24 protein-coding genes, 3 pseudogenes and 1 riboswitch are annotated in these 22,165 nt (G+C 35.1%); of the genes and pseudogenes, 18 read left to right on the top strand and 9 right to left on the bottom strand.

What is annotated here, in order from left to right:
* Nucleotides 1–139: 139 nt before the first annotated feature.
* Both IGK14_RS16665 and IGK14_RS16660 read left to right on the top strand, forming a co-directional pair.
* Nucleotides 140–682, top strand: coding sequence for a hypothetical protein (locus tag IGK14_RS16665; RefSeq protein WP_333719107.1), 543 nt, complete (start codon nucleotides 140–142; stop codon nucleotides 680–682).
* Nucleotides 683–708: 26 nt separating this feature from the next.
* A complete protein-coding gene (locus IGK14_RS16660) occupies nucleotides 709–1,047 on the top strand; it encodes a hypothetical protein (RefSeq protein ID WP_333719108.1) in 339 nt (112 codons plus the stop codon).
* Nucleotides 1,048–1,161: 114 nt separating this feature from the next.
* Here IGK14_RS16660 and IGK14_RS16655 read toward each other — a convergent pair whose 3' ends face one another.
* The 4 genes and pseudogenes from IGK14_RS16655 to IGK14_RS16640 form a co-directional block, all read right to left on the bottom strand.
* Entirely contained in the window at nucleotides 1,162–1,338 is a 177-nt protein-coding gene (locus tag IGK14_RS16655; protein ID WP_010748115.1) for a hypothetical protein, read from the bottom strand.
* A 50-nt stretch (nucleotides 1,339–1,388) separates the two neighbouring features.
* Nucleotides 1,389–1,778 carry a hypothetical protein gene (locus IGK14_RS16650; protein ID WP_333719109.1) on the bottom strand — a complete coding sequence of 130 codons (390 nt, stop codon included), beginning with the start codon at nucleotides 1,776–1,778 and terminating at the stop codon, nucleotides 1,389–1,391.
* Nucleotides 1,779–1,854: 76 nt separating this feature from the next.
* A complete protein-coding gene (locus IGK14_RS16645; protein WP_333719110.1) occupies nucleotides 1,855–2,199 on the bottom strand; it encodes a hypothetical protein in 345 nt (114 codons plus the stop codon).
* Between the two features lie 228 nt (nucleotides 2,200–2,427).
* A pseudogene (locus IGK14_RS16640) lies at nucleotides 2,428–2,661 on the bottom strand (IS30 family transposase); the annotation flags it as partial.
* Between the two features lie 80 nt (nucleotides 2,662–2,741).
* On the opposite strand from IGK14_RS16640, the gene ssb reads away from it, so the two are divergent.
* The 4 genes from ssb to IGK14_RS16620 all read left to right on the top strand — a co-directional run bounded on the left by ssb (nucleotide 2,742) and on the right by IGK14_RS16620 (nucleotide 4,948).
* Nucleotides 2,742–3,197 (top strand): single-stranded DNA-binding protein, encoded by a 456-nt coding sequence (ssb, locus tag IGK14_RS16635; RefSeq protein ID WP_333719111.1) that lies wholly within the window; start codon nucleotides 2,742–2,744, stop codon nucleotides 3,195–3,197.
* A 290-nt stretch (nucleotides 3,198–3,487) separates the two neighbouring features.
* Nucleotides 3,488–3,913, top strand: coding sequence for a hypothetical protein (locus IGK14_RS16630; RefSeq protein WP_201706002.1), 426 nt, complete (start codon nucleotides 3,488–3,490; stop codon nucleotides 3,911–3,913).
* A 186-nt stretch (nucleotides 3,914–4,099) separates the two neighbouring features.
* A complete protein-coding gene (locus IGK14_RS16625) occupies nucleotides 4,100–4,459 on the top strand; it encodes a transcriptional regulator (RefSeq protein WP_236596215.1) in 360 nt (119 codons plus the stop codon).
* A gap of 345 nt (nucleotides 4,460–4,804) precedes the next feature.
* On the top strand, nucleotides 4,805–4,948 hold the full coding sequence (locus IGK14_RS16620) for a putative holin-like toxin (RefSeq protein ID WP_221928441.1): 144 nt from the start codon (nucleotides 4,805–4,807) through the stop codon (nucleotides 4,946–4,948).
* Between the two features lie 401 nt (nucleotides 4,949–5,349).
* On the opposite strand, the gene IGK14_RS16615 is transcribed toward IGK14_RS16620, so the two are convergent.
* Nucleotides 5,350–5,679 (bottom strand): hypothetical protein, encoded by a 330-nt coding sequence (locus tag IGK14_RS16615; RefSeq protein WP_333719112.1) that lies wholly within the window; start codon nucleotides 5,677–5,679, stop codon nucleotides 5,350–5,352.
* A 374-nt stretch (nucleotides 5,680–6,053) separates the two neighbouring features.
* Between IGK14_RS16615 and IGK14_RS16610 the strand changes: the two genes are divergently transcribed.
* From IGK14_RS16610 to IGK14_RS16595, 4 genes are all read left to right on the top strand, one after another.
* Nucleotides 6,054–6,479: a thioredoxin family protein gene (locus IGK14_RS16610; protein WP_086293238.1), complete on the top strand. Its 426-nt coding sequence runs from the start codon at nucleotides 6,054–6,056 to the stop codon at nucleotides 6,477–6,479.
* 604 nt (nucleotides 6,480–7,083) lie between these two features.
* Nucleotides 7,084–7,506 carry a cupin domain-containing protein gene (locus tag IGK14_RS16605; RefSeq protein WP_002307506.1) on the top strand — a complete coding sequence of 141 codons (423 nt, stop codon included), beginning with the start codon at nucleotides 7,084–7,086 and terminating at the stop codon, nucleotides 7,504–7,506.
* Between the two features lie 83 nt (nucleotides 7,507–7,589).
* Entirely contained in the window at nucleotides 7,590–8,243 is a 654-nt protein-coding gene (locus IGK14_RS16600; RefSeq protein WP_413118968.1) for an ABC transporter ATP-binding protein, read from the top strand.
* Complete coding sequence (locus IGK14_RS16595) at nucleotides 8,240–9,004, top strand: ABC transporter permease (RefSeq protein WP_002337614.1); 765 nt, start codon at nucleotides 8,240–8,242, stop codon at nucleotides 9,002–9,004. Before IGK14_RS16600 ends, IGK14_RS16595 begins: the two co-directional genes overlap by 4 nt.
* Before the next feature lie 305 nt (nucleotides 9,005–9,309).
* On the opposite strand, the gene IGK14_RS16590 is transcribed toward IGK14_RS16595, so the two are convergent.
* From IGK14_RS16590 to IGK14_RS16580, 3 genes are all read right to left on the bottom strand, one after another.
* The gene (locus IGK14_RS16590) at nucleotides 9,310–9,990 is read right to left on the bottom strand and encodes an IS6-like element IS1216 family transposase (RefSeq protein ID WP_162985213.1); all 681 of its coding nucleotides are present in this window, start codon (nucleotides 9,988–9,990) and stop codon (nucleotides 9,310–9,312) included.
* 432 nt (nucleotides 9,991–10,422) lie between these two features.
* The gene (locus IGK14_RS16585) at nucleotides 10,423–10,845 is read right to left on the bottom strand and encodes a cupin domain-containing protein (protein WP_002341373.1); all 423 of its coding nucleotides are present in this window, start codon (nucleotides 10,843–10,845) and stop codon (nucleotides 10,423–10,425) included.
* Between the two features lie 257 nt (nucleotides 10,846–11,102).
* Nucleotides 11,103–11,783 carry an IS6 family transposase gene (locus IGK14_RS16580; protein ID WP_031645850.1) on the bottom strand — a complete coding sequence of 227 codons (681 nt, stop codon included), beginning with the start codon at nucleotides 11,781–11,783 and terminating at the stop codon, nucleotides 11,103–11,105.
* 687 nt (nucleotides 11,784–12,470) lie between these two features.
* Nucleotides 12,471–12,579: riboswitch (NiCo riboswitch) on the top strand.
* 130 nt (nucleotides 12,580–12,709) lie between these two features.
* On the opposite strand from IGK14_RS16580, the gene IGK14_RS16575 reads away from it, so the two are divergent.
* The gene (locus IGK14_RS16575) at nucleotides 12,710–14,569 is read left to right on the top strand and encodes a heavy metal translocating P-type ATPase (protein WP_002337545.1); all 1,860 of its coding nucleotides are present in this window, start codon (nucleotides 12,710–12,712) and stop codon (nucleotides 14,567–14,569) included.
* A gap of 249 nt (nucleotides 14,570–14,818) precedes the next feature.
* Here the strand turns inward: IGK14_RS16575 and IGK14_RS16570 are convergent, their stop codons facing one another.
* On the bottom strand, nucleotides 14,819–15,499 hold the full coding sequence (locus tag IGK14_RS16570) for an IS6 family transposase (RefSeq protein WP_031645850.1): 681 nt from the start codon (nucleotides 15,497–15,499) through the stop codon (nucleotides 14,819–14,821).
* Nucleotides 15,500–15,906: 407 nt separating this feature from the next.
* Between IGK14_RS16570 and IGK14_RS16565 the strand changes: the two are divergent.
* The 7 genes and pseudogenes from IGK14_RS16565 to IGK14_RS16535 form a co-directional block, all read left to right on the top strand.
* Nucleotides 15,907–16,356, top strand: a pseudogene (locus IGK14_RS16565) (recombinase family protein); the annotation flags it as partial.
* 3 nt (nucleotides 16,357–16,359) lie between these two features.
* Nucleotides 16,360–16,782 (top strand): annotated as a pseudogene (locus tag IGK14_RS16560) (family 1 glycosylhydrolase); the annotation flags it as partial.
* 35 nt (nucleotides 16,783–16,817) lie between these two features.
* Nucleotides 16,818–17,537, top strand: a complete 720-nt coding sequence (locus IGK14_RS16555; RefSeq protein ID WP_270288494.1) for a glycoside hydrolase family 1 protein — start codon at nucleotides 16,818–16,820, stop codon at nucleotides 17,535–17,537.
* 396 nt (nucleotides 17,538–17,933) lie between these two features.
* The gene (locus IGK14_RS16550) at nucleotides 17,934–19,274 is read left to right on the top strand and encodes a murein hydrolase activator EnvC family protein (RefSeq protein ID WP_201706032.1); all 1,341 of its coding nucleotides are present in this window, start codon (nucleotides 17,934–17,936) and stop codon (nucleotides 19,272–19,274) included.
* 384 nt (nucleotides 19,275–19,658) lie between these two features.
* Nucleotides 19,659–19,994 carry a hypothetical protein gene (locus IGK14_RS16545; RefSeq protein ID WP_074536935.1) on the top strand — a complete coding sequence of 112 codons (336 nt, stop codon included), beginning with the start codon at nucleotides 19,659–19,661 and terminating at the stop codon, nucleotides 19,992–19,994.
* Between the two features lie 29 nt (nucleotides 19,995–20,023).
* On the top strand, nucleotides 20,024–21,991 hold the full coding sequence (locus tag IGK14_RS16540) for a heavy metal translocating P-type ATPase (RefSeq protein ID WP_201706031.1): 1,968 nt from the start codon (nucleotides 20,024–20,026) through the stop codon (nucleotides 21,989–21,991).
* A gap of 23 nt (nucleotides 21,992–22,014) precedes the next feature.
* Nucleotides 22,015–22,165, top strand: a 151-nt coding sequence (locus IGK14_RS16535) for an ArsR family transcriptional regulator (RefSeq protein WP_438712710.1), incomplete at its 3' end; no start/stop codon positions are given.

Raw genomic sequence — 22,165 nt, 5'->3', positions numbered from 1 at the left:
ATATGCATTTTTGAAAAATATTTTCTAATTGATTAGAAAGGATCTTATTGAAATTCGTTTATTAGATTGGATTCCTGTATACTAAAAGAAAAACAAACGAGGTGACACCCTTGTGACAACGGATAGATAACCAAAACAAATGTTGACAGTAAAAGAACTTGCTGAACTTTTTGGTATTAGCAGACAAGCTATGAGGAAACATGTTGACAACCTAGAGCCAACGTACCTTGCTAAAAATAGCCAAGGATACAAGACAGTGCTATGGTCAGGGGTGTTGCACCTTGCTGACAAGCTAGGACGTACCGAATTGCTTGAAGCGTTCGAACTTCCTGACGTAGCAAGCTCTGACAGTATAGAAATTAAGTTGTTTGCACAGTTGCAACAAAAGGACGCACAAATTGAACAGCTGCAGTCGTTATTAGCCCAACAACAAAAACTTCTTGATCAGCAACAACAACTAACTTTGCAAGCGAACAAACAAATACTGCTTCTGACGTCGCAGGAACATTTTTCAGAAGATTTAAACAAAGAATCCTACAATAATACCAAAAATTTTAAAACGTCTCAGATTGGTTATGAGAGCCCCTCAGAACATAAAGGGAAATTTACTCCTGAAAATGAAGTCATGCGACCGAAACAAGAAAGACAGAAGAAGTGGTGGCACTTTTTCCGTGAACTCTAAGATAGTGTTGAAAGGATGAATTGTGTATGTCGTTTTCAGCTTATGTTGCCAGCTATCCTGTGACTGCGTATATCGTAGGTCACCTTGGTTTATCAGTGGGTGATTTTTGTCGTAGGTATGAATTTGATCCAACGATCGTCACTGGTTGGCAGACAGCGAATCGTTCCGTTTTCTCCTTGCCTGCTGACTTTGTGGAATGTCTGGCCATTGCGTCTGACAAAACAGCGGATCAAGTCCGCTGCATTTTACGCTTGTTAGAAAAGCAACATTTCGCTTATCTTGCGACGAGTCCTGCTTGGAACATAACACCGTTCCAACTCGTCCCCCCGGTTTCTTCACAAAAGACCCAAAGAGAAGAAGCTTGATTTACCGACGTTTTAGGCTTTCAACATAGCTAGACCAATTGAAAATCACAAAGAACGCCCGTCAATCGTTTGATTGACGGGCGTCTTGTGTTAACTATATTTAAACTAACTGAGTTAATCCAAAAGTGTTATTGTTGCGATTGCTGTTTTCAATATGATTAAATGCTTTTTTGTTGTTTCAACTTCTACTCTCATAGAATCTTCAAAAATATTTATTACTGTACCTCTAATATTTTCTATTTTATCGTTTAAAAATAGAATGTCTACTTGTGAGCCTAATAATACTTTCATTTCTAAATACCTCTTATTTCCTTTCAAGAATCACTTTTTTAGATGGCATATTACCATGTCCTATAAACTCGAATATGATCCAGAACTTCCTCTGTCGTGCTTACCTGCTTGACATAAACTGCATACCCACTTATCCATTCATAACCATTTCGAACATTTAAAGCCTTATAGCGCTTATTATAATAGTCCCCAACTGCTGCTCCTGTAGCAATTTTATGCTTTCTATAAGCTGCAGATAGAACATCCACTCTGTAAGCACGTGTGCGATTAAAAACTGGTACAGGATCTTCAACAGTATATTTATATACAGATCCAACTTCTTCTGTCGAGTAACCATATTCTTCTAAAATCGAGCTAATTGTTTCTAAGTCTTCAACTTTTTCTAAAGCTACCGTTTCGTTGTCAAATAGTAGCGACCTTCGTTTCTGAAGCTTCAACATTTTTAGAAAACAATACGCCCAAAGACACAACTACTCCCAATAAAAACAAATATTTCTTCATGCACAACACTTCAAACTATTGCAAATTTTGATTGATTTGATTCCACTTATCTTTCACATTAGTAAAAACATTTTTTACAACTTTCATATCTTCACTAGAAACTGTTTTTCCAGTTGTTTCGTCTATAACGTTAAAACTCGAATCCATGTGTACCGTTTCGCTCATATTTCCGCTTGTTGTCCATGTCACTTGAAAATCATTGTCATTTCCATCGTAATCAACTAATACGCCATTTTCATAATCTGTAGCTGTAATAGGAAGACTGGCTGGCACTTCAAATATATTTTCAGTACTAATTTCAACAACAGAATACCCAATACCATTTTCATTGGTAGTATACGTTTTCCCAGTTTTTCCCATGTAGAAACTTGGGAATACAAATCAGAGAATTTATTGTTTTGAACGCTTCATATTTTTTATATCTACTCCTTTCTTTCGAATTTCTCACCCGAACATTTAATATTTTGAAAAGTTTAAATATTGTGAAAATTATACCGAATCACTATATTTATATCAAATAAATTTATCGAACAAGCAAGTGGACTATAAATCCGTCCACTTGCTTGTTCTTGTTAAGGATACATCGATGTTGCTAATACTTTTCCAATTAGAAAATTCTTTTCCACAATCAAATGTAATTGATTTAAATAAATGTTTAGGGACAGCTTCAAACCACTGATTCAATCTATTTTCAATATCCTTGGCTTGTCTACCAGTAGGTTTTAACGTAATGATTACTTTGGACAATTGTTCCACTAGAGTAATGACTGCACTTTTATGTTTTCTACCGACAATGGTGTCACCTTCTATAATGCAAAAATCAAGTTGAGCGATACGGGACAGATCACTTTTGTCTCATTTGTCAATGCGCCAAAAAAAGCAAAGAAAGTAGGGAATAAAGCATGATCAATAACGTCGTATTAGTAGGAAGATTAACGAGAGATCCAGAATTAAAATTTACACCGAACGGTGCTGCAGTGGTCACGTTCACTTTGGCCGTGAATCGAAATTTTACCAATCAAAGCGGTCAAAGAGAAGCTGACTTCATAAATTGTGTCATTTGGCGTAAACCAGCCGAAACCCTTGCCACTTACGCAAAGAAAGGGACGCTTCTCGGCGTGACTGGACGTATTCAGACAAGATTTTACGATAACCCACAAGGACAGCGAGTGTACGTCACAGAAGTCGTGGCAGAGACGTTTCAATTAATGGAATCAAAAGATGTGTCTGAGCAGCGTGCGAATGAATCCAACGAAACAGCTGAAAAAAACAAACCAACACCGCCGCCGCTACCAAAACAAGAAACGGATCCATTTGCACAAAGCAGTTCGGCAATTGATGTGTCAAATGATTATTAACCTTTTTAATTATACAAAAGCCAATGATTGCAGAAATAAAACTCAAAAAAGTGCCAACGTTTGGTAACGTTGGCACTGAGAGAGTTGAAAATAAAAGGTGCACTTATTGGATTTTTTAACCTCATATAATCAACATAGCTTTAGCTTACTATTTTGGTAATAGCTAGTCAATTTCTAAGTGTTGAAGAATAAATAATGATTGTTGGATCGTTCAAAATAGATTTATTGATTAAAAAATTCTTCATGGTATTTTTAAAATTTAAAAATATTTATAAGAAGGAGTTAATTGCATGAAAAAATTGATGGTTATGTTACTTGCGTTAGGATCTTTTATGGTATTTTCACATGAGGCAAATGCTTCTACGGTTACTGATAACGCAGAGATAAATGGTAATAGTGCAAAAGTAGAAGTGAACGATGAGCAGTATTTAGAATTTGAAAAGGGGTATTTAGGTTCTTTAGAAGGGATTTCAGTCGAACCAGAAAAAAGTAACAATAACGATTCTGGTTTTATAGCCGCAGCTGTTGTCCCAATCAGATCGTATAACAAAACAATTACAATGACCTTCAGCAATACAAATTTTCCATCAAGTACAAAATATAGTGAATATAAATATAATGCTTGGTACAGAGGAACTTTGACTTTCCAATCATCTAAAAAAAGTGGAAATTCTTACATTGCAACTTATTCAGGTGCATTATTTATTTCTAACTAATATTAGAGTTTGATTCTCTGATATAAGTTAATCTATAAAAAGCCCACGATGATTCTCTCGTGGGCTTTTTCGTGTCTAAAAAACAAATGACAATAGTATAAGCTACACCTTCGTCTTAGCCAAAGCCTGTATGAGTAAACCATACTCATACAACAGTGACTACTTTAATATGAAAAGAGGAAAAACGTGCGATTATTTGATGTTCACCAATTTGAATTACCTGAAAAAAAGGTGATTGATTGGGATAAAACCAAAAGAGAGATCGGATCGATGCTCTCTAGTTATCTTGTTTCAAGAGAAAGGATGGGATTGACGAGGATGCCGCCGATCCATTCTACGTATTCGCTCTTAGACCAAGATATACCAGAAATCAAACACTCTAGCTTTGTTCAAGAAAATCAGCAGTTCAAACAAGAGTTTCTTTATTTTCACCATTTATTTTCTTTGGGTCTGACGGCCACTAGCCATCCATATAAACCAGAAATCACCGATCGGAGACGAAAGATTTTTTTGATGCGTTTTGTCTACGGATTATCAATCATGTGAGCGATCGGATCCATTATCAGAAAAATGTGATCGTCGATGATTCTCAATCCAGCTTACTGCAGTTTGCGAATGCTTTGTCTATTTTAGCTTTAAAAGAACAAGAGATCTCTGCCTGATGCTGGTACTTTTTTCTATTGATCACTTCGGGTTGTGTCCACAACACGGTTTCTGAAGGAGCGGTGGTGGTGGCTGGAGCGACTGAAGGAACAAGCTTATTGGCTTAAATAATGTTGATAAAAAACGCTAAAAACCTTGATAAATATAGGTTTTCAGCGTGGGTTATGGTATAATATGAGTACAGTAAAGTTTGTGACGGTGGCTATCTTTTGGAAGGTGGTGATGCTTATGAAAGTAAGTGTTCACTCTTTAGAAAGGAGAAGCTTTTTGTCTGTAGCTGAAGCATTAGGGCTAATGATTAGTTTCGGTTCTTTAATCGCAACGATCATCTTTGGCATCCTAACAGCAGTGAAAAATGACAAAAAAAAATAACCGTCTACTTTAGCAGGTCACGGTTATTTTCGTTTAAATAATAGTACTGCCACCGTCTTAAACGGTGCTGTAGGGGAGTTGTTAGCGCAACTCCTCTTTACATAGTTAGTATAGCAAGATTTCAGTGAAATATCAACCTTTTGCTCTACAGATGTGCCTTGCACGTCTATTTTTTTTGTCCTCCTAAGTGGTGGAAACGGCTGGAACGTAGAGGGCAAAAAAGATCGCTTTTCTTTCTTAAAAAAAGGCCTAAGTACCACCATTGTTTCGTAATTTAACAAACTATCTCCTCGGTATTCTAAATCCATCAGGTACTTGAAATACCTTTCATACGCATGAAGAAACTGAGTGAACAATGAAAAATTCTGAGACATTGAATAGAGCTACTGTTAAATAATGAATTATATTTTGTCTACCTGAATTTTGTTTTTTGAAGTTTCCAAAAAATAGTTATCAATATAAAACTTGATTTTCTCAAAGTCCCTCTCTAAAAATAAAATTGTAGGTACCTTAATAACAGGTAGATTGCGTTTATTAATGAATGCTACAAAGGAATCTGGGATAACAAGTATATCGACAGTATCTTTATCTTCTGGGTAATCTGCTGTTACATTATAATATTCAGAAAAATAAGCTAATAAATCATCTATATTAAGTCTAGCGTGAGTAGCGAATATTGTAGTTGTTCCTATACCAGAATTTGAAGTTAGCGTAAAACATATTTTCGACATAGTTTAATCCCCTTTTTTTATAGTATAACACTAAATTTAAATTTGAGAAAGGGGTTACAATATCATGAGATTAAAACATTTTATAAAATAACATAAAAATAGATGATGCTAAATTGGATAAATACCAAGTGTCTTGAACATATTGTTTGAAGCAAAATAAATTTTACTTTTTAGAATAAAAACGATGTATGTAATTAAAATAAAACGTATTATTAATACAGCTCGTTAAATAATAAATCCTTTATAACTAATGAATCAAGTTGATAAAAGGTAGTTTAATCCTTGCAAAAAAATTGATAGAATTGAGGACGTATTTGAAAAAAAAGGAAATGGAAGACGTTTGCTGGTACTGTTGCAAAGGCATGTAATCCTTAATGAGAATAGTAATTAAAGTTATTTCAAGTATTTTTGCTTTGACCTCGATTTTGCTTGTATTATTTTTGTTTAAAAATCAGTTGACCTCTGGATCAGTATTTTCATATAGTTATTATGAAAAAGAAATCTCTGCAAAAACTTCAGTGACTACTAAATCAGATATTAATAACTTTGACTATGTACTATTTACAAGAGAATCTTGTCCGTATTGCAATGCATTTGCCCCTAAACTATTTTTATCTTCTCAATATGAAGATAAAAAATTCTTGATTATAGATACGGACACAAAAGAAACTAATCCTTCTACTTTATGGTATATTAATGAGTTAGAGATAACCGAAGTTCCAACTATAGTAAATATGAAAACTAAAGAGCGCTTCTCTTATACCGATCAAATTGGTAGCATAAATAATTTTTTAGAATAGAGGTTGATTTGATGTTAGAAAATATCGGTTTTTTTCTTACTGTTGTCCCATTTTTGCTACAAGTGTTTTTGTTACTTATAGTCTATAAAAAGGATAATAATCGAGAAAAATATAAAAATTACTTACTTTATATTATTACTATATTGAATATCATTTCAGTTCTTGCATTTTCTGTAATGCAAGGATACCTTGTAGATGCGTACGTAATTGAATCAACATACGTAATGTTCGTCCCTGCAGTCCTAACAGGAATCGCTGCTTTAATTACATTTATAAAGATCTGGATAGGCTACAATTAATGTACGCTAGTTAGTTTACAAGTGCAAACTAAAAAAGTATGATGTGTCGTCTCTGAAATTCTCCCTGATTCAAGTCATAACCAGAGTACATATCGGTTATTTTTTGATTCCATATTTTTTCCTTTATGTGCTGAGGATTAAGGGGTACCAATTGTAATTGCGGGTTATATGGTCTTTGTTTAGAATCGCTCTCCAAAAAGCCAATTTTTTTGCATAGAATTTTAGATGTGGTACCATTAATTAGAATTATTATAAATAAGAAGTAGGTATCATTGTTTCAGTACAAAGACTAGGAGGAATGGAAGATGGAAATAGACTACAAGGATCATGGGAAGAAGCCGTATATCATTAATATTGAAGACGCCACCACAGGAAATGATAATTACCGGACGACCATTTGGACAGGCAGTAAACTGCAAGTCACCGTAATGTCCATTCAACCGGGCGATGACATCGGTTTGGAAGTGCACGAAGGCATTGACCAATTTATCCGTATTGAAGAAGGAGAAGGCGTGTGTAAAATGGGGCCTTCTAAAGATAACTTACATGTTCAACAAAAAGTGATGGATGATGACGCCGTATTTGTTCCGGCGGACATGTGGCACAACATCGAAAACACCGGTGATAAGCCGCTCAGACTGTATACCATTTATGCTGGTCCAGATCACCTTGAAGGAACGGTTCACCCTACTCATGAAGACGCCAAAAACGATCCAAACGAACACTGAGGTACACTAGGATGAAACAAAAGCCCTGCACCCGTATGGATGGTCCACTGGTGCAGGGCTTTTTTATAAAGGAGAGAAGTGGTATGAGTGATTCATTGTTTCAATTAGAGAAGGTTGGTTTTCAGGCAAACGGAAACCAAATCCTTCAAGATATCTCTTTTACAGTAAACAAAGGGGAAGTGATTGTTTTTTCTGGTCCTTCTGGAAGTGGAAAAAGTACCCTTTTGAAATTAATTGGTACGCTGCTTTCCCCAACTTCCGGAAAAATTTATTATCGAGGTACGGATCTGCAAAAAATCGATTCTGTGGAGTATAGAAAAGAAGTCTCTTATTTCTTTCAAAACGCTTCTCTATTCGATGAGACAGTTCAAGAGAACTTGTCTTTTCCTGCCCGCATAAGAGAAGAAGGATTTGATCGGGAGCGTGCAAAAAAATTGTTAGAACGAGTTCAAATACCTGAAACTTACTTATCGAAAGAGGTCAAGGAACTATCAGGAGGGGAAAAACAACGGGTTGCATTGGTCCGAAATTTGATGTATCAACCGAAAGTGTTGCTCCTGGATGAAGTTACCAGTTCATTGGACCAAGAAAACAGAGCGATTGTCCTTGATTTAGTCCGAGACATGATGAAAGACCAACAAACTACGGTGTTGGCCGTCACTCACAACCAGGAAGAAATCGACCAAGCTTCTCGTCTGATTACTATCAAAGGTGGAAAAATGGAGGAATCGAAATGACAAACAATTTGGAAATCAGTAATCTTTCTTTGCTTTTATCCTCTGTCCTCTTGATAGTTGCCTTGTTGATTGATTACAAAGAGAAATTGGGATTAGGAAACGACATTTTTATTGCGGGAATTCGCGCTGTCGTTCAATTATTCCTTATTGGATATGTATTGAGCTACGTATTACGAGTGGATAACAACTTTCTCACTTTAGCGATGGTTTTGTTCATTGTGTTCAACGCTTCTTATAACGCCCATACACGCAGTGAGGGGATCAACCGCTCTTTTAAAATTTCAACGACGGCTATTGGAGTAGGAACAGCCTTGTCCTTACTCATTCTTGTTTTTTCAGGAGTCATTGACTGGTCCCCTTCCCAAATCGTTCCAATTACAGGCATGATTGCCAGCAACGCCATGACTGCGATTGGAGTGACCTATCGGTCTTTGAATTCAAAATTTACGGACCAACGCCAACAGGTATTGGAAAAATTGGCATTGGGAGCCAATAAAAAACAAGCGTCCATGAGTATTGTAAGAGAAAGCGTCAAAACGGGCATGGCTCCTTCAATTGACCAAACAAAAACGGTTGGACTTGTCAGCCTACCAGGTATGATGTCAGGGTTGGTTTTTGCGGGAATTGATCCTGTTCAAGCGATTCGTTACCAAATTGTTGTGATGTTTATGTTGATTTCAGTTACTGCGATTTCTTCGTTTATTGCTAGTTATATGGCTTACCGTGAGTTTTATAACAATCGCAGTCAATTAATTATATGATTTGGGATGATACACTACTCTTAAAACCAGTGGTTACAATTTTATGTAGTTAAAAGAAGACCTCACGAGAATAATTGCAAAAAGAACTTCATTTTTTAAGGAAGAAGGATATTTTTGTCATCGAATCTTTGGAACGACTAGGGCGAAACTATGATGAAATTTTTTATATAGTGCAGCAACTGGATTAAAAGGATATCGGACTGATTGTTTTGAACATGCCTATCCTCAACCAATGAGAACTTTCGACGAACGGTTCTGTTGCAAAGTTTTAAATAAAGAATAAAATCCCTTACGGTATCTATGATTTAAGCTGGGATTCCCAATAATATCTTGATTTCAGTACAGACCGAAAACCCGAAGAGAGTGCCTTCTTTTCGGGTTTTCTTATATAATCCTCGGATGGCTTCCATGCCTTTAATCGTGGTAGAGGCAGTGCGTAAACTTCGATAGAATTTATTGCGTCTCTTTACTGGACGATGGTCTTGTTCAATCAAATTATTCAGGTATTTAATGGTACGATGTTCTGTCCCTTGATAAAAGCCGTATTCTTTTAGTTTCTTAAAGGCACTTGTAATAGAGGGGGCTTTATCTGTGACTACAACCTTCGGTTCATCAAACTGCTTCACTAACCGCTTAAGAAAAGCATAGGCTGCTTGTGTGTCCCGTTTTTTACGTAACCAAATATCCAAGGTTAAACCATCTGCATCGATGGCTCGATACAAATAATGCCATTTTCCTTTAATTTTGATGTACGTTTCATCCATTTTCCATGAATAAAAGGATTTTTTATTTTTCTTTTTCCAAATTTGATAGAGTAGTTTGCCATATTCTTGCACCCAACGATAAATCGTCGTATGAGAAACGTTAATGCCACGATCATATAAGATTTCTTGAACTTCACGATAGCTAAGGTTATAACGAAGATAGTAGCCCACGGCTACAATAATCACATCCTGCTGAAATTGCTTGCCTTTAAAATGATCTATCTTGATTCCTCCAAGCTATCTTTTCCATTCATTTTACCTTAAAATCAGTTTATCAGAAAACTTTGCAACAGAACCGCTATGATCATGCGTATGTTCGTGTGTATGCTCACCAACATAGCTATGTGTATGACTATGTTGTTCGAAATTATTCATTTTAGAATTATCCATCCTAACTTCATCTCCTCAACCATTAAATTCATTCATATGAACCAAGAATCATATGTTAAGACAACCATATATGAACGACCATTCATTTGTCAACCGCTTATGAAACAAATTTTTGTTTATGAATGGTGGACATTTTCGAATAATAGTTAGCAAATTTTACACACTTTGCAAATTCGGTTTTTAGAAAAAAATATCCCCTACTACTTACCGAAAAATTACCGGCAAATAGTAGGGGTTGCTTATTATCTAGTCATTTATTAATTTCTAATCTTCATTCGGATCGTTTCTAGCATCTTCATGAGTAGGGTGAACGGTTCCTTTTACATGATCTGGCCCCGCATAAATAGTATACAGTTTCAAAGGAACGTCTCCCGTATTTTCCACATTATGCCAAGTATCAGCAGGAACAAAAATTGCATCATCATCTTTTACTGGCTTTTCAAATGAAAGATCATCTTCTTTTGGTCCCATCTTGCAAACTCCACTACCTGATTCTATACGCAAAAATTGGTCAATTCCTTCATGAATCTCTAAGCCAATATCATCACCAGGTTCAATTGACATAACCGTCACTTGTAACTTTTCACCAGTCCAAATAGTTGTTCGAAAATTTTCATTTTCGACAGTCATCGCCTCAATATTTTCTACAACAGGTTGTTTCCCTCGATCTGAATAATCTAAACTCATTTCAAAACCCTCCTTTTTTATTGTAGGGTGAAAATTTTTTCTCTTCATCCTATCAATACTATAACATGACACATATTAAATCAATTACCAAACAGGCTTATATGACAATGATAATCAATTCCAAATTCCAATAGCTTATTTAACTTAAATCATATCCCTAATAGCCTCATAGTGATTATTGGCGTTAACAAAAGACGTGAATTGGTTCTGTTGCAAAGTTTTAAATAAAGAATAAAATCCCTTACGGTATCTATGATTTAAGCTGGGATTCCCAATAATACCTTGATTTCAGTACAGACCGAAAACCCGAAGAGAGTGCCTTCTTTTCGGGTTTTCTTATATAATCCTCGGATGGCTTCCATGCCTTTAATCGTGGTAGAGGCAGTGCGTAAACTTCGATAGAATTTATTGCGTCTCTTTACTGGACGATGGTCTTGTTCAATCAAATTATTCAGGTATTTAATGGTACGATGTTCTGTCCCTTGATAAAAGCCGTATTCTTTTAGTTTCTTAAAGGCACTTGTAATAGAGGGGGCTTTATCTGTGACTACAACCTTCGGTTCATCAAACTGCTTCACTAACCGCTTAAGAAAAGCATAGGCTGCTTGTGTGTCCCGTTTTTTACGTAACCAAATATCCAAGGTTAAACCATCTGCATCGATTGCTCGATAAAGATAGTGCCATTTCCCTTTGATTTTAATATAGGTCTCATCCATCTTCCACGAATAGAAGGATTGTTTATTTTTCTTTTTCCAAATAGTGTAAAGTAGTTTTCCATATTCCTGTACCCAGCGGTAGATGGTGGTGTGAGAAACGTTAATGCCACGGTCATATAGGATTTCTTGGACGTCACGATAGCTAAGATTATACCGAAGGTAGTAGCCTACGGCGACAATAATCACATCTTTCTGAAATTGCTTGCCTTTAAAATGATCCATCTTGATTCCTCCAAGCTATCTTTTCCATTCATTTTACCTTAAAATCAGTTTATCAGAAAACTTTGCAACAGAACCATAATTTTTTAAAATTGGGAAAGGTTCTTACTAAGTCTTTTTTAGCCTTATTAAGAACCTTTTTTATATGTTCATTTTTAATTATTGATAGATTAACATATTTTGTTGACCCGTATTTGTTTGTTTTCTAATATGAAAATAAATCCAGAAAATATCAGGTAGGAAAATAGTATAAAGAGTAAATAATTATATGAATACTTTCAAACAATCGTATAACGGAATAGGGTAAAATAAGAATATTAACTTTAAAGTATTATGAATATTCAAAACAACAGAGGGAGAACAGGAGTGAACACATGGGTGATTTATTAAAAAAAAAGAATTGATGCAATTATTAGAAATTTACCAAAAAATGGGAGAAGAATATCAAAAATTATTTAAAAAAGTGGAAATAAAACTTTATGAACTAACTAAGGAAGCATACATTTCCTAGACTTCGATCCGCCACAAAGCTTATGGCTGCGATTGCTATTCTACCCTGTTCAAATAATGGAAAAGCGATTTGAAATTCAAAAAAAATTTGTTATAATAGTCACATGAGAATCAATGAAGCATATTAAAACTAAATAATGAAAGCTTTGGAATATAACAGATTTTGTTTGTTGGTTATATTCATTGTGATCTGAACAGGCGGTGGACATATAAAAGGTCCATGCAGCCGGGCTGCAATTTTTGCGGCAGCAGAGTATGTAAATAATAAGGGCATACCTGTGGGACAGTTAATTCTGTTCTATAGGTGTGCCCTTTTTTATATATATATTTCTAAATAAAGGGGAGTGAAAAGATGAGATGAAATGGATTTGTAATAATTGGTAAGCAAAAAAACAAAAAATAAGAAAGAGGTTTTAGAAATGGTTGAGTATCTAACAAAAAGTAGGCAAGGACAATTTTTAGTTGTCGGTGTTTTATTTACAATCTTAGGGTTTATCTTTATCCCACTAAATGATGCATACAGTTCCATACTATTTTATATTTCAATTTTCTTTTTAGGCTTCTATGCGGCAAAACATGCTGTTGTTGAAACGATTAAAGATCGCTCACCAAATGTCGACCTATTAATGGTTTTGGCAGCAGTTGGTGCAGTAATCATTGATTTTGAGTCTGAAGGAGCGGCGTTGCTATTGATTTTTGCTGCTGCAGAAGTTTTGGAAGATTATGCAACGAACAAATCCACCAGCGCGATTTCAGAATTAATGGCGCAAGTACCCGACACAGCCCAAGTGCTAAAAGAAAATGGGGATGTAGTGGTTACCCCTACGAAAGAGTTAGTTATTGGGGACATTGTCGTGGTATCGAAAGGTGGTCAAATCCCTATTGATGGCTTGATCGACCGAAATGCAATCGTGAATGAAGCGGCTTTAACGGGTGAGTCTGTCCCAGTAGAAAAAGAGTTAAAGGAGGAAGTTTTTGCCGGAACGATTAATGAAGGAAATGTTTTTCATATAGAAGTAAACAAGACACTGAATCAAACCATGTTTTCCAATATTATCCGGATGGTTGAAGAAGCACAAAACAAACCTTCTCGAATCGCAAAGTTTATAGACCGTATTGAAAGTAAGTACGTGATTGGCGTTTTAATTATCATACCTATTTTCATCTTCTTTCTATATTATTTCCTAAGCCTACCATTAGAAGAAGCATTTTATCGTGGAATGGTACTTTTAACAGTGGCTAGTCCATGTGCATTGATGGCATCAGCTACACCGGCTACGTTAAGCGCGATAAGTAATGGAGCCAAAAACGGTATCTTATTTAAAGGTGGAGCCGCAATGGAAGCGTTAAGTACAATGAATATTTTGTATACAGATAAGACCGGAACATTGACGTATGGCGACTTCCAAGTGGTCGATTATCATTTGGACCAAGAGCTGTTAAAAGAAGTCATTTATATGGAGCAACAATCCAGTCACCCAATCGGAAGAGCAATTGTTTCTGCCTTTAAAGAGATTAACTTAGCACAAGTGAATCAAGCGGAATCGATTGAAGAAATTGCTGGTTCGGGAATTAAAAAAGGGGCAATCCTAGTTGGAAAACCGGATGCATTTAAGCAATATGATAAATTTGATCAGTTTGAAAAGCTACTGGAAAAAGGCGATACGACCATATTTGTAGCGAAGGGAAATGAAGTCGTCGGTTACTTCTCACTCCGGGATCGAATTCGTCCGCAGTCAGCGAGTACGGTTGCGGATTTCCAAAAAGAGGGCATCAAGGTTTATCTTTTAACGGGAGATAACGAAAAGGTTGCGGCACAGGTTGCAAAGGAAGTAAAGGTAGATGACTATATTTCTTCCATGTTACCGGAAGATAAAATAGATTTTGTCTTAAAAAGCCAAGGAAAAGAAGAAGTTGTTGGGATGATTGGCGATGGGATCAATGATGCGCCCGCGCTAGCGAATGCAGATATCGGAATTGCGATGGGAAGTGGCTCGTCAGTCGCAATGGAATCCTCTGATGTCGTTGTAGTGAAGAATGATTTGTCTAAATTGTTTTATAGCTATCAGCTAAGCAAGAAATTAAATAAAATCATTATTCAAAATGTCATTTTCTCCATCGCTGTTATTGTCAGCTTGATTACTTTAAATATGTTCGGCGTTCTGGGACTTCCTTTAGCAGTACTATTCCATGAGGGCTCCACAATCCTCGTCATCTTAAACGGCTTGCGGTTGTTAGGGTCCGAAAAAACAAAAGCGGAATTAAGTGGTGCTTATTAGACTGCATCATGATATTAGCTGAAAGGGTGAGCGAATATCTACAGCTTTTTAAATTTGTATCTGTAGGGAATGAAGCTTACCCTTGGCGAAAGCCTAAATCGTCAAAAAAGCTGATAATTTCTGAACAGAAATTATCAGCTTTATCTATTTTAAATACATGCTAAAAATCGTTTATTCAAACTTGATTGTCATCAAGGTTCTGTTGTAAAGTTTTAAATAAAGAATAAAATCCCTTACGGTATCTATGATTTAAGCTGGGATTCCCAATAATACCTTGATTTCAGTACAGACCGAAAACCCGAAGAGAGTGCCTTCTTTTCGGGTTTTCTTATATAATCCTCGGATGGCTTCCATGCCTTTAATCGTGGTAGAGGCAGTGCGTAAACTTCGATAGAATTTATTGCGTCTCTTTACTGGACGATGGTCTTGTTCAATCAAATTATTCAGGTATTTAATGGTACGATGTTCTGTCCCTTGATAAAAGCCGTATTCTTTTAGTTTCTTAAAGGCACTTGTAATAGAGGGGGCTTTATCTGTGACTACAACCTTCGGTTCATCAAACTGCTTCACTAACCGCTTAAGAAAAGCATAGGCTGCTTGTGTGTCCCGTTTTTTACGTAACCAAATATCCAAGGTTAAACCATCTGCATCGATGGCTCGATAAAGATAGTGCCATTTCCCTTTGATTTTAATATAGGTCTCATCCATCTTCCACGAATAGAAGGATTGTTTATTTTTCTTTTTCCAAATAGTGTAAAGTAGTTTTCCATATTCCTGTACCCAGCGGTAGATGGTGGTGTGAGAAACGTTAATGCCACGGTCATATAGGATTTCTTGGACGTCACGATAGCTAAGATTATACCGAAGGTAGTAGCCTACGGCGACAATAATCACATCTTTCTGAAATTGCTTGCCTTTAAAATGATCCATCTTGATTCCTCCAAGCTATCTTTTCCATTCATTTTACCTTAAAATCAGTTTATCAGAAAACTTTGCAACAGAACCCATACTAGAGAACGATATGTTTTTTTATACCTAAAATGAAAATGGGGCTGAAGAATCAATTCTGATTCATCAGTCCCATAAATTATAGAGCCGATTTATTGAATAGGTCATTTAAGTTGAGCATATTAGAGGAGAAAAATCTTGGAGAAATATTTGAAGAACCCGATTACATGGATTGGATTAGTTCTTGTGGTTACGTGGTTTTTAACTAAAAGTAGTGAATTTTTGATTTTTGGTGTGTGTGTCTTGTTGTTAGTATTTGCTAGTCAAAGTGATTAAATAGAATCCATATCCAATTTATTTTTTTCTTAACAAGGGAGGTGTTTTTTAACATGACTAAAGTAGGGTATGCACGAGTAAGTAGCAAAGAACAGAACTTAGATCGGCAATTACAAGCGTTACAGGGCGTTTCTAAAGTCTTTTCAGACAAAATAAGCGGACAGTCCACTGAACGACCACAATTACAAGCTATGCTTGATTATATCCGTGAAGGGGATATTGTTGTTGTTACTGAATTAGATCGATTAGCACGGAATAATAAAGAATTAACAGAATTGATGAATCAAATTCAAATTAAGGGCGCAACCCTGGAAGTCTTAAATTTACCCTCAATGAATGGTATTGAAGATGAAAATTTAAGGCGTTTGATTAATAGCCTTGTCATTGAATTGTACAAGTATCAAGCAGAATCAGAACGAAAAAAAATTAAGGAACGTCAGGCACAAGGAATCGAAATTGCTAAGAAAAAAGGCAAATTCAAAGGTCGGCAACAGAACCTAAAAGCTTTTAGGTTGTCTATATCTTGGAGTAGGATTTTCCCTAACGGTGATGAAAAGCACGCGAATGAGAAAGGACTTCAATTTTATGACAGTGTGTTTGATGAATGTGCGAAGTATGGGATTGAACCAATCGTTACACTGTGTCACTTTGATTTTCCTATGCATTTAGTTAGAAATTTTAATGGTTTTTATAGTAAGGAAACAATTACATTTTTTGAGAGATATGCACGAACAGTTTTTGAGAGATTTAAGAGTAAAGTGAGATATTGGATTACTTTTAATGAAATTAACTTTTCTTTGTTAGAAGATGGAGCTTTAGAAGTTCTAGGAATCAATGATTTGGATCTTAGAAAGTCGAAAGAGGCACGTTTTGAGGCATTGCACAATGTTTTTATGGCAAGTGCCAAAGTTCCAAAGTTGTTAGGTTAGGACGTAAAATCAACCCATCCTTTAAAATCGGATGCATGATTGCTCATGTTACCTTGTATCCATTAACAAGTCGACCTGAGGATAACATATTGACTCAGGAGATGGATAGAATGTTTAACGATTTTTGTGCAGATGTTCAAGTAAAAGGAAAGTATCCATATTATGCAAAAAACTATTTTAAGATAAATAATATAAAAATAGAATTATCTGATTATGATGAGAAGGTCTTGGAAGAAGGGGTAGTTGATTTCTATTCTTTTTCATATTACATGAGCAATTGCATCTCCTCCGAGGATGGGCATGAAGTATCGGCGGGTAATCTTTTAGGTGGGATTAAAAATCCATTCTTAGATACTTCTGATTGGGGTTGGCAAATAGACTCAGTGGGCTTAAGATACACAATGCATAAATTGTATGATCGCTATAATATTCCTTTAATGATTGTAGAAAATGGATTGGGGGCAGTAGATAAAGTTACAGAAGATGGTTCAATTAATGATGATTACAGAATTAACTACTTAAAATCTCATTTAATAGAAATGAAGCAAGCGATATATGAGGGTGTGGAAGTCTGGGGCTATATGGTTTGGAGTCCTATAGATATTGTCAGTTCAAGCACAGGGGAGATGAAAAAGAGATATGGGTTGATTTATGTCAATAGAAATGACAACCAGAAAGGAAACTTTGAAAGATACAAGAAAAAATCCTTTTATTGGTATAAAGATGTTATTGGTTCCAATGGGAATAACTTGTAGGAAGCCACTGCTTACTCATGAACTGTAAATGTAGAAAATTTTTAGATTTACAAGTCTCTAATATTTCAATTTAAGAAAAGCTTATTATTAAGATGAGAATTACAAAGGGAATTAATTGGCTAAAATCCTTTAGTCCTCACACTTACGTAAAATTGAGATAGGATAAGAAAAAGCTTAACAGGGAGTGTATATCTTTTTTAATGCTACAAGGTGTAATCAGATATTGTTGAGTATCCATCGGATTACTATCAAAATCGGTTAATTGTATTTCAAAAATATGACAAAATATTTCTATTTGTTTCTATTTGTTTTAAATTCTATTATTTCGAATATTATTTATTCTATTTGCTATGCTTTATATAAATAATATTTATTAAAAGTATAGGAGAACTGTTTGTGAAAAAAAATATTTTTATTTCCAGTATTTTAATGTTGTTTTCTATGTCAGTGGTTTCTGCATATGCGGAGGATCTAGACAATGAGATCGGTAAACAGGAACAGAAAATTGATGTTATAAAGAAAGAAACAAAGACCATAGAGGAGCAAAAGTTAGATACCGATAATTCAATTAAGAAAATTGATGCCGAGATTAAAGAAATACTCGAAAATAAATCAGTTACAGAAAAAAAAGCAAATGAAATTTCTAAAGAAATAACGGAGCTCACTATAAAGATTAACAAAAGAAAAGATTTACTAAGAAATCAAGCTAGAGATATTCAAACTTCTGATTCATCAAATAGTTTAATGGAGACATTACTCAGTTCAGAATCTATTAGTGATGCAATAAATAAAGCAGTTGCCTCTATTACGATTATGAACGCGAGTAATGGTATAGTGGAACAACAGCAGATGGATATAGAAAAAAGTGTTGTACTTGAAAAAGAATTAGAAAAAAAACTAGCTGACATCGAAGATCAATCTTCTGAATTAGATAAGAAACAGAGAAACTTAGTAGATATCAAATTGGGACAAGAATTAGAAATAGCTGAATTATCCTTATCCCTAAATACTGAAGAAGAAAAGAAACAGAAACTCATTGAGGAAAGAGATGAGGCAGAAAAGAAAAAGAAATTAGCTTTAGAGGCTTTGGAAAAGCAACGAAAAATTGAAGAAGAAGCTAAAAGAATGGCTGATTTGGAAGTATCTAAGAAACAAGAGACAAGTAATAATAATTCAGCAGAGAATGCGGAATTGGTTGATGAAAAACCAATAAAAGAGAATCCAAGCGAGACAAGTAAATCTGAAGAAAATGTTGTATCGGATGAAGAAAAAAGCAACGTAGATTTGTCTTCCAAAGAAAAAGATGTTCCATCAACCGAGGAGTCTAGTTCGTCAAATAATGGTTGGACTAGGCCTCTAGATTCTATTAATATTTCAAGCCGATTTGGGTTTCGCTCAGATCCTACAGGATATTCTGGAAATCAGCATGACGGTTTAGATTTTACCGGATCTACTGGAACTCCGATTTATTCAATTAATTCCGGAGAAGTTGTTGCGGCAGGTTATGGACCGTCTACTGGAAATCATGTGATTATAAAACACTCTAACGGTATGTATAGTTATTATATGCATATGAGTACACCACCGGCGGTATCAGTAGGCCAGTCAGTCTCTTCAAGAGAATACTTAGGAGGGATGGGAACGACGGGTAATTCTACTGGAGTTCACCTTCACTTGGGCATGTCTACAGGATTGTGGTCCGGTTTTGTGGACCCAGCGACTTATATAGGCTTATAGAATTGCAAATTTTTTTGTTTTAGAAAAATCTAGTGTTTAAGGCAGTATGCTTTATTACGCTAGATTTTTCATTTGATTTATACACCTTTTTTTAAACTATTCGAAGTAATAGAATTAACTTTTAATACGTTAAAGAAAAGTATAAAGAATATAAATTAGATAATTATTTCAATATTTTTCAAAATAGTTTAATCTCATTTATAGAATGTGGTTTAGATATCGACGTAAATTTAGGTAAAAATTGGTGCTATATGTTCAAAAGTAATCGATCGAAGCTAATTACACAGAAGAAAAACCGTATTTTTTTAAAAAACATATGAATGATTTGACATATGTTTGGTTGGTCATTTATAATATTATTACATTAACTAAAGGATGAGTAAGATGTCAAAAGAAAGAAAAAAAGAAATACGGAGAAAATTGATTAAGCTTTTAAATGAAAATCCTAACTGGTTAGATAGTGATCATACAGAACTAAAAAAAGAAATTCAGTTGTTGGGACAGTTTCTAGGATATAGCTCCAAAAACAAAAAAATTGGAGACTTAACTTTAGAAAAATATTTAAAATTACTTAGCTTAGGTTTCAATAACCAAGAAATAAAAGGAATCTATCAGTTATCTGAGGGTAGCTTTAAGGAGTGGTTGAAAGAGCATGATTTTTATCGGCGAAATGTGGATGAGATTTTAAATGAAAACAAAGAATTCAAAAACTATGATTAATCATAAACAATATTTAGGAGGTAACATAAATGGACAAAGAAGAAATCAACAATAAAAATCATTCTCTTAAAAACGAGACTAGTAACCATGGGGGTACTGAGCATAAACATAATGAAGAACACGATCACAGTCATGGGAATATCCCAGTGTATTTTTACTTCATTGGGTTAATCGCATTTTTAATTGCTCTATTTTTAGGAGAAGATCTACTTATACTTTCTAACATGTTATTTAGTATTACGGTGGTTTCTGCAGGGTACCATGTAATCATAGAGGGCTTTGGAGATACAATAAAAGATAGTTTGAAAACAAAAAAATTTATGCCTAATATTCATTTTTTAATGGTATTAGCAGCAGCTGCTGCAATGATTATTGGCAGTTTCGAGGAAGCTGGTCTATTAATTTTGATTTTTGCAGGGGCACATTTCTTAGAAGATTACGCAGAGGGGAAGAGTAAGAGAGAAATTACGAATCTGCTAAAGCTAAATCCCACGGAAGCCAGAAGACTATCAATTGACAACTCTGTTGAAGTCGTGTCAGTTGATCAATTAGTGGTCGGAGATAAAGTGCAAGTTTTAAATGGAGGACAAGTGCCTACAGATGGAAAAATAATCTCTGGAACAACATCAATCGATGAGTCGTCTATAAACGGTGAAAGTATTCCAAAAGAAAAAACAGTAGGTGACGATGTATTCGGAAGTACAATTAATGGTACCGGTTCGTTTGTTATGGAAGTTTCAAAAGATAGTAGCGATACTGTATTTGCAAAAATATTAAAACTAGTTGATCAATCGCAGAAAAATTTGAGTAAAACAGCAACAACCATAAAGAGGTTAGAGCCCAAGTATGTGACCTTAGTATTGATGATTTTCCCATTTATATTGGTCTTGGGTCCAACAGTTTTTGGATGGAGCTGGAATGTAACTTTATATCGAAGTATTGTATTTTTAATTTCCTCTTCACCGTGCGCATTAGCAGCTAGTGCGGTACCCGCTACTTTATCAGCGATTTCTAATTTAGCTAAGGGAGGTGTACTGTTTAAAGGGGGATCATTTTTATCTAATTTAGGGGAACTCAAAGCTATTTCTTTTGACAAAACAGGGACTTTGACGAAAGGAAAACCCGTTGTTACAAATCAATATTTCATTGATGGGGTCGACGAAGAGGAGGTAATCGACGTTATTGTATCAATGGAAAAAGAATCAAATCATCCTTTAGCGACTGCTATAGTTAGTAATTTTCCACATACGGAGACAAAAACACTATCAGTAGAAAATGAGGTTGGCAGAGGATTAGTATCAACTTTCAATGATAATGAGTATAGAATTTCTAAACCTTCGGAATTTAATAGTTATGATAAAAACATAAAAGAAAAAGTTAATGAGTATTCAAAAGACGGAAAGACTGTTGTTTTAATAGCAATCAATAAGGAAGTTATAGGTTTAATTGCATTAATGGATGTCCCTAACTTGAATGCAAAAGATGCAATAGAATACTTCAATGATCAAGGTGTTCACACTACTTTAATTACAGGGGATGCTAAACTTACGGGTGAATCGATTGGCAATGAGCTAAAGATTGGTCAAGTAATTGCTAATGTTTTACCGGAAGATAAGGCGAAAATTGTTAAACAGCAACAGGATTCATATGGACTAACTGCAATGGTAGGTGACGGAGTCAATGATGCGCCAGCTTTAGTTAATGCGGATGTAGGAATTGCTATGGGCGATGGAACGGATGTTGCTATCGATGTAGCGGATGTGGTTCTAATGAAGAATGACATATCGAATTTAGTTTATGCTCATAAAGTATCTAGACGATTAAATAAAATTGTCTGGCAGAATATTATCTTTTCAATGTTTATTGTGTTGCTATTAATATCATTAAACTTTTTAGGTAAAATGACTATAGGAATAGGAGTTTTAGCTCACGAAGGAAGTACTGTGTTGGTTATTTTTAACGGATTGAGATTATTAATTCCTCAAAAAGAAATGTGAAAATTATAGGACGGAGATTCTAAATGAAAAATAAGGATTTAGAAAGATCAGTTGAGGGAGTCCAGAAAATCGTAAAAGTACTCAATGATCGAACCAGACTAAAAATACTGTTTTTTTTGTCGAAACAAGAAAGAAATGTCTCTGAATTACAGTCATTGGTCCAAAGATCACACA

It is taken from the genome of Enterococcus sp. DIV0970a (genome assembly GCF_051711265.1).
In the GTDB taxonomy this organism is placed as follows: domain Bacteria; phylum Bacillota; class Bacilli; order Lactobacillales; family Enterococcaceae; genus Enterococcus_D; species Enterococcus_D casseliflavus.
This window is presented reverse-complemented; position numbering and strand designations above follow the sequence as displayed.

Coding starts and splice junctions, on each gene's coding strand:
- IGK14_RS16605 (WP_002307506.1), top strand. CDS start 7,084: ATGGAAATAGACTACAAGGATCATGGGAAGAAGCCGTATATCATTAAT.
- IGK14_RS16540 (WP_201706031.1), top strand. CDS start 20,024: ATGGACAAAGAAGAAATCAACAATAAAAATCATTCTCTTAAAAACGAG.
- IGK14_RS16615 (WP_333719112.1), bottom strand. CDS start 5,679: ATGTCGAAAATATGTTTTACGCTAACTTCAAATTCTGGTATAGGAACA.
- ssb (WP_333719111.1), top strand. CDS start 2,742: ATGATCAATAACGTCGTATTAGTAGGAAGATTAACGAGAGATCCAGAA.
- IGK14_RS16585 (WP_002341373.1), bottom strand. CDS start 10,845: ATGAGTTTAGATTATTCAGATCGAGGGAAACAACCTGTTGTAGAAAAT.
- IGK14_RS16545 (WP_074536935.1), top strand. CDS start 19,659: ATGTCAAAAGAAAGAAAAAAAGAAATACGGAGAAAATTGATTAAGCTT.
- IGK14_RS16600 (WP_413118968.1), top strand. CDS start 7,590: ATGAGTGATTCATTGTTTCAATTAGAGAAGGTTGGTTTTCAGGCAAAC.
- IGK14_RS16665 (WP_333719107.1), top strand. CDS start 140: ATGTTGACAGTAAAAGAACTTGCTGAACTTTTTGGTATTAGCAGACAA.
- IGK14_RS16645 (WP_333719110.1), bottom strand. CDS start 2,199: ATGGGAAAAACTGGGAAAACGTATACTACCAATGAAAATGGTATTGGG.
- IGK14_RS16650 (WP_333719109.1), bottom strand. CDS start 1,778: ATGTTGAAGCTTCAGAAACGAAGGTCGCTACTATTTGACAACGAAACG.
- IGK14_RS16630 (WP_201706002.1), top strand. CDS start 3,488: ATGAAAAAATTGATGGTTATGTTACTTGCGTTAGGATCTTTTATGGTA.
- IGK14_RS16570 (WP_031645850.1), bottom strand. CDS start 15,499: ATGGATCATTTTAAAGGCAAGCAATTTCAGAAAGATGTGATTATTGTC.
- IGK14_RS16580 (WP_031645850.1), bottom strand. CDS start 11,783: ATGGATCATTTTAAAGGCAAGCAATTTCAGAAAGATGTGATTATTGTC.
- IGK14_RS16575 (WP_002337545.1), top strand. CDS start 12,710: ATGGTTGAGTATCTAACAAAAAGTAGGCAAGGACAATTTTTAGTTGTC.
- IGK14_RS16655 (WP_010748115.1), bottom strand. CDS start 1,338: ATGAAAGTATTATTAGGCTCACAAGTAGACATTCTATTTTTAAACGAT.
- IGK14_RS16620 (WP_221928441.1), top strand. CDS start 4,805: ATGAAAGTAAGTGTTCACTCTTTAGAAAGGAGAAGCTTTTTGTCTGTA.
- IGK14_RS16610 (WP_086293238.1), top strand. CDS start 6,054: ATGAGAATAGTAATTAAAGTTATTTCAAGTATTTTTGCTTTGACCTCG.
- IGK14_RS16555 (WP_270288494.1), top strand. CDS start 16,818: ATGATTGCTCATGTTACCTTGTATCCATTAACAAGTCGACCTGAGGAT.
- IGK14_RS16595 (WP_002337614.1), top strand. CDS start 8,240: ATGACAAACAATTTGGAAATCAGTAATCTTTCTTTGCTTTTATCCTCT.
- IGK14_RS16660 (WP_333719108.1), top strand. CDS start 709: ATGTCGTTTTCAGCTTATGTTGCCAGCTATCCTGTGACTGCGTATATC.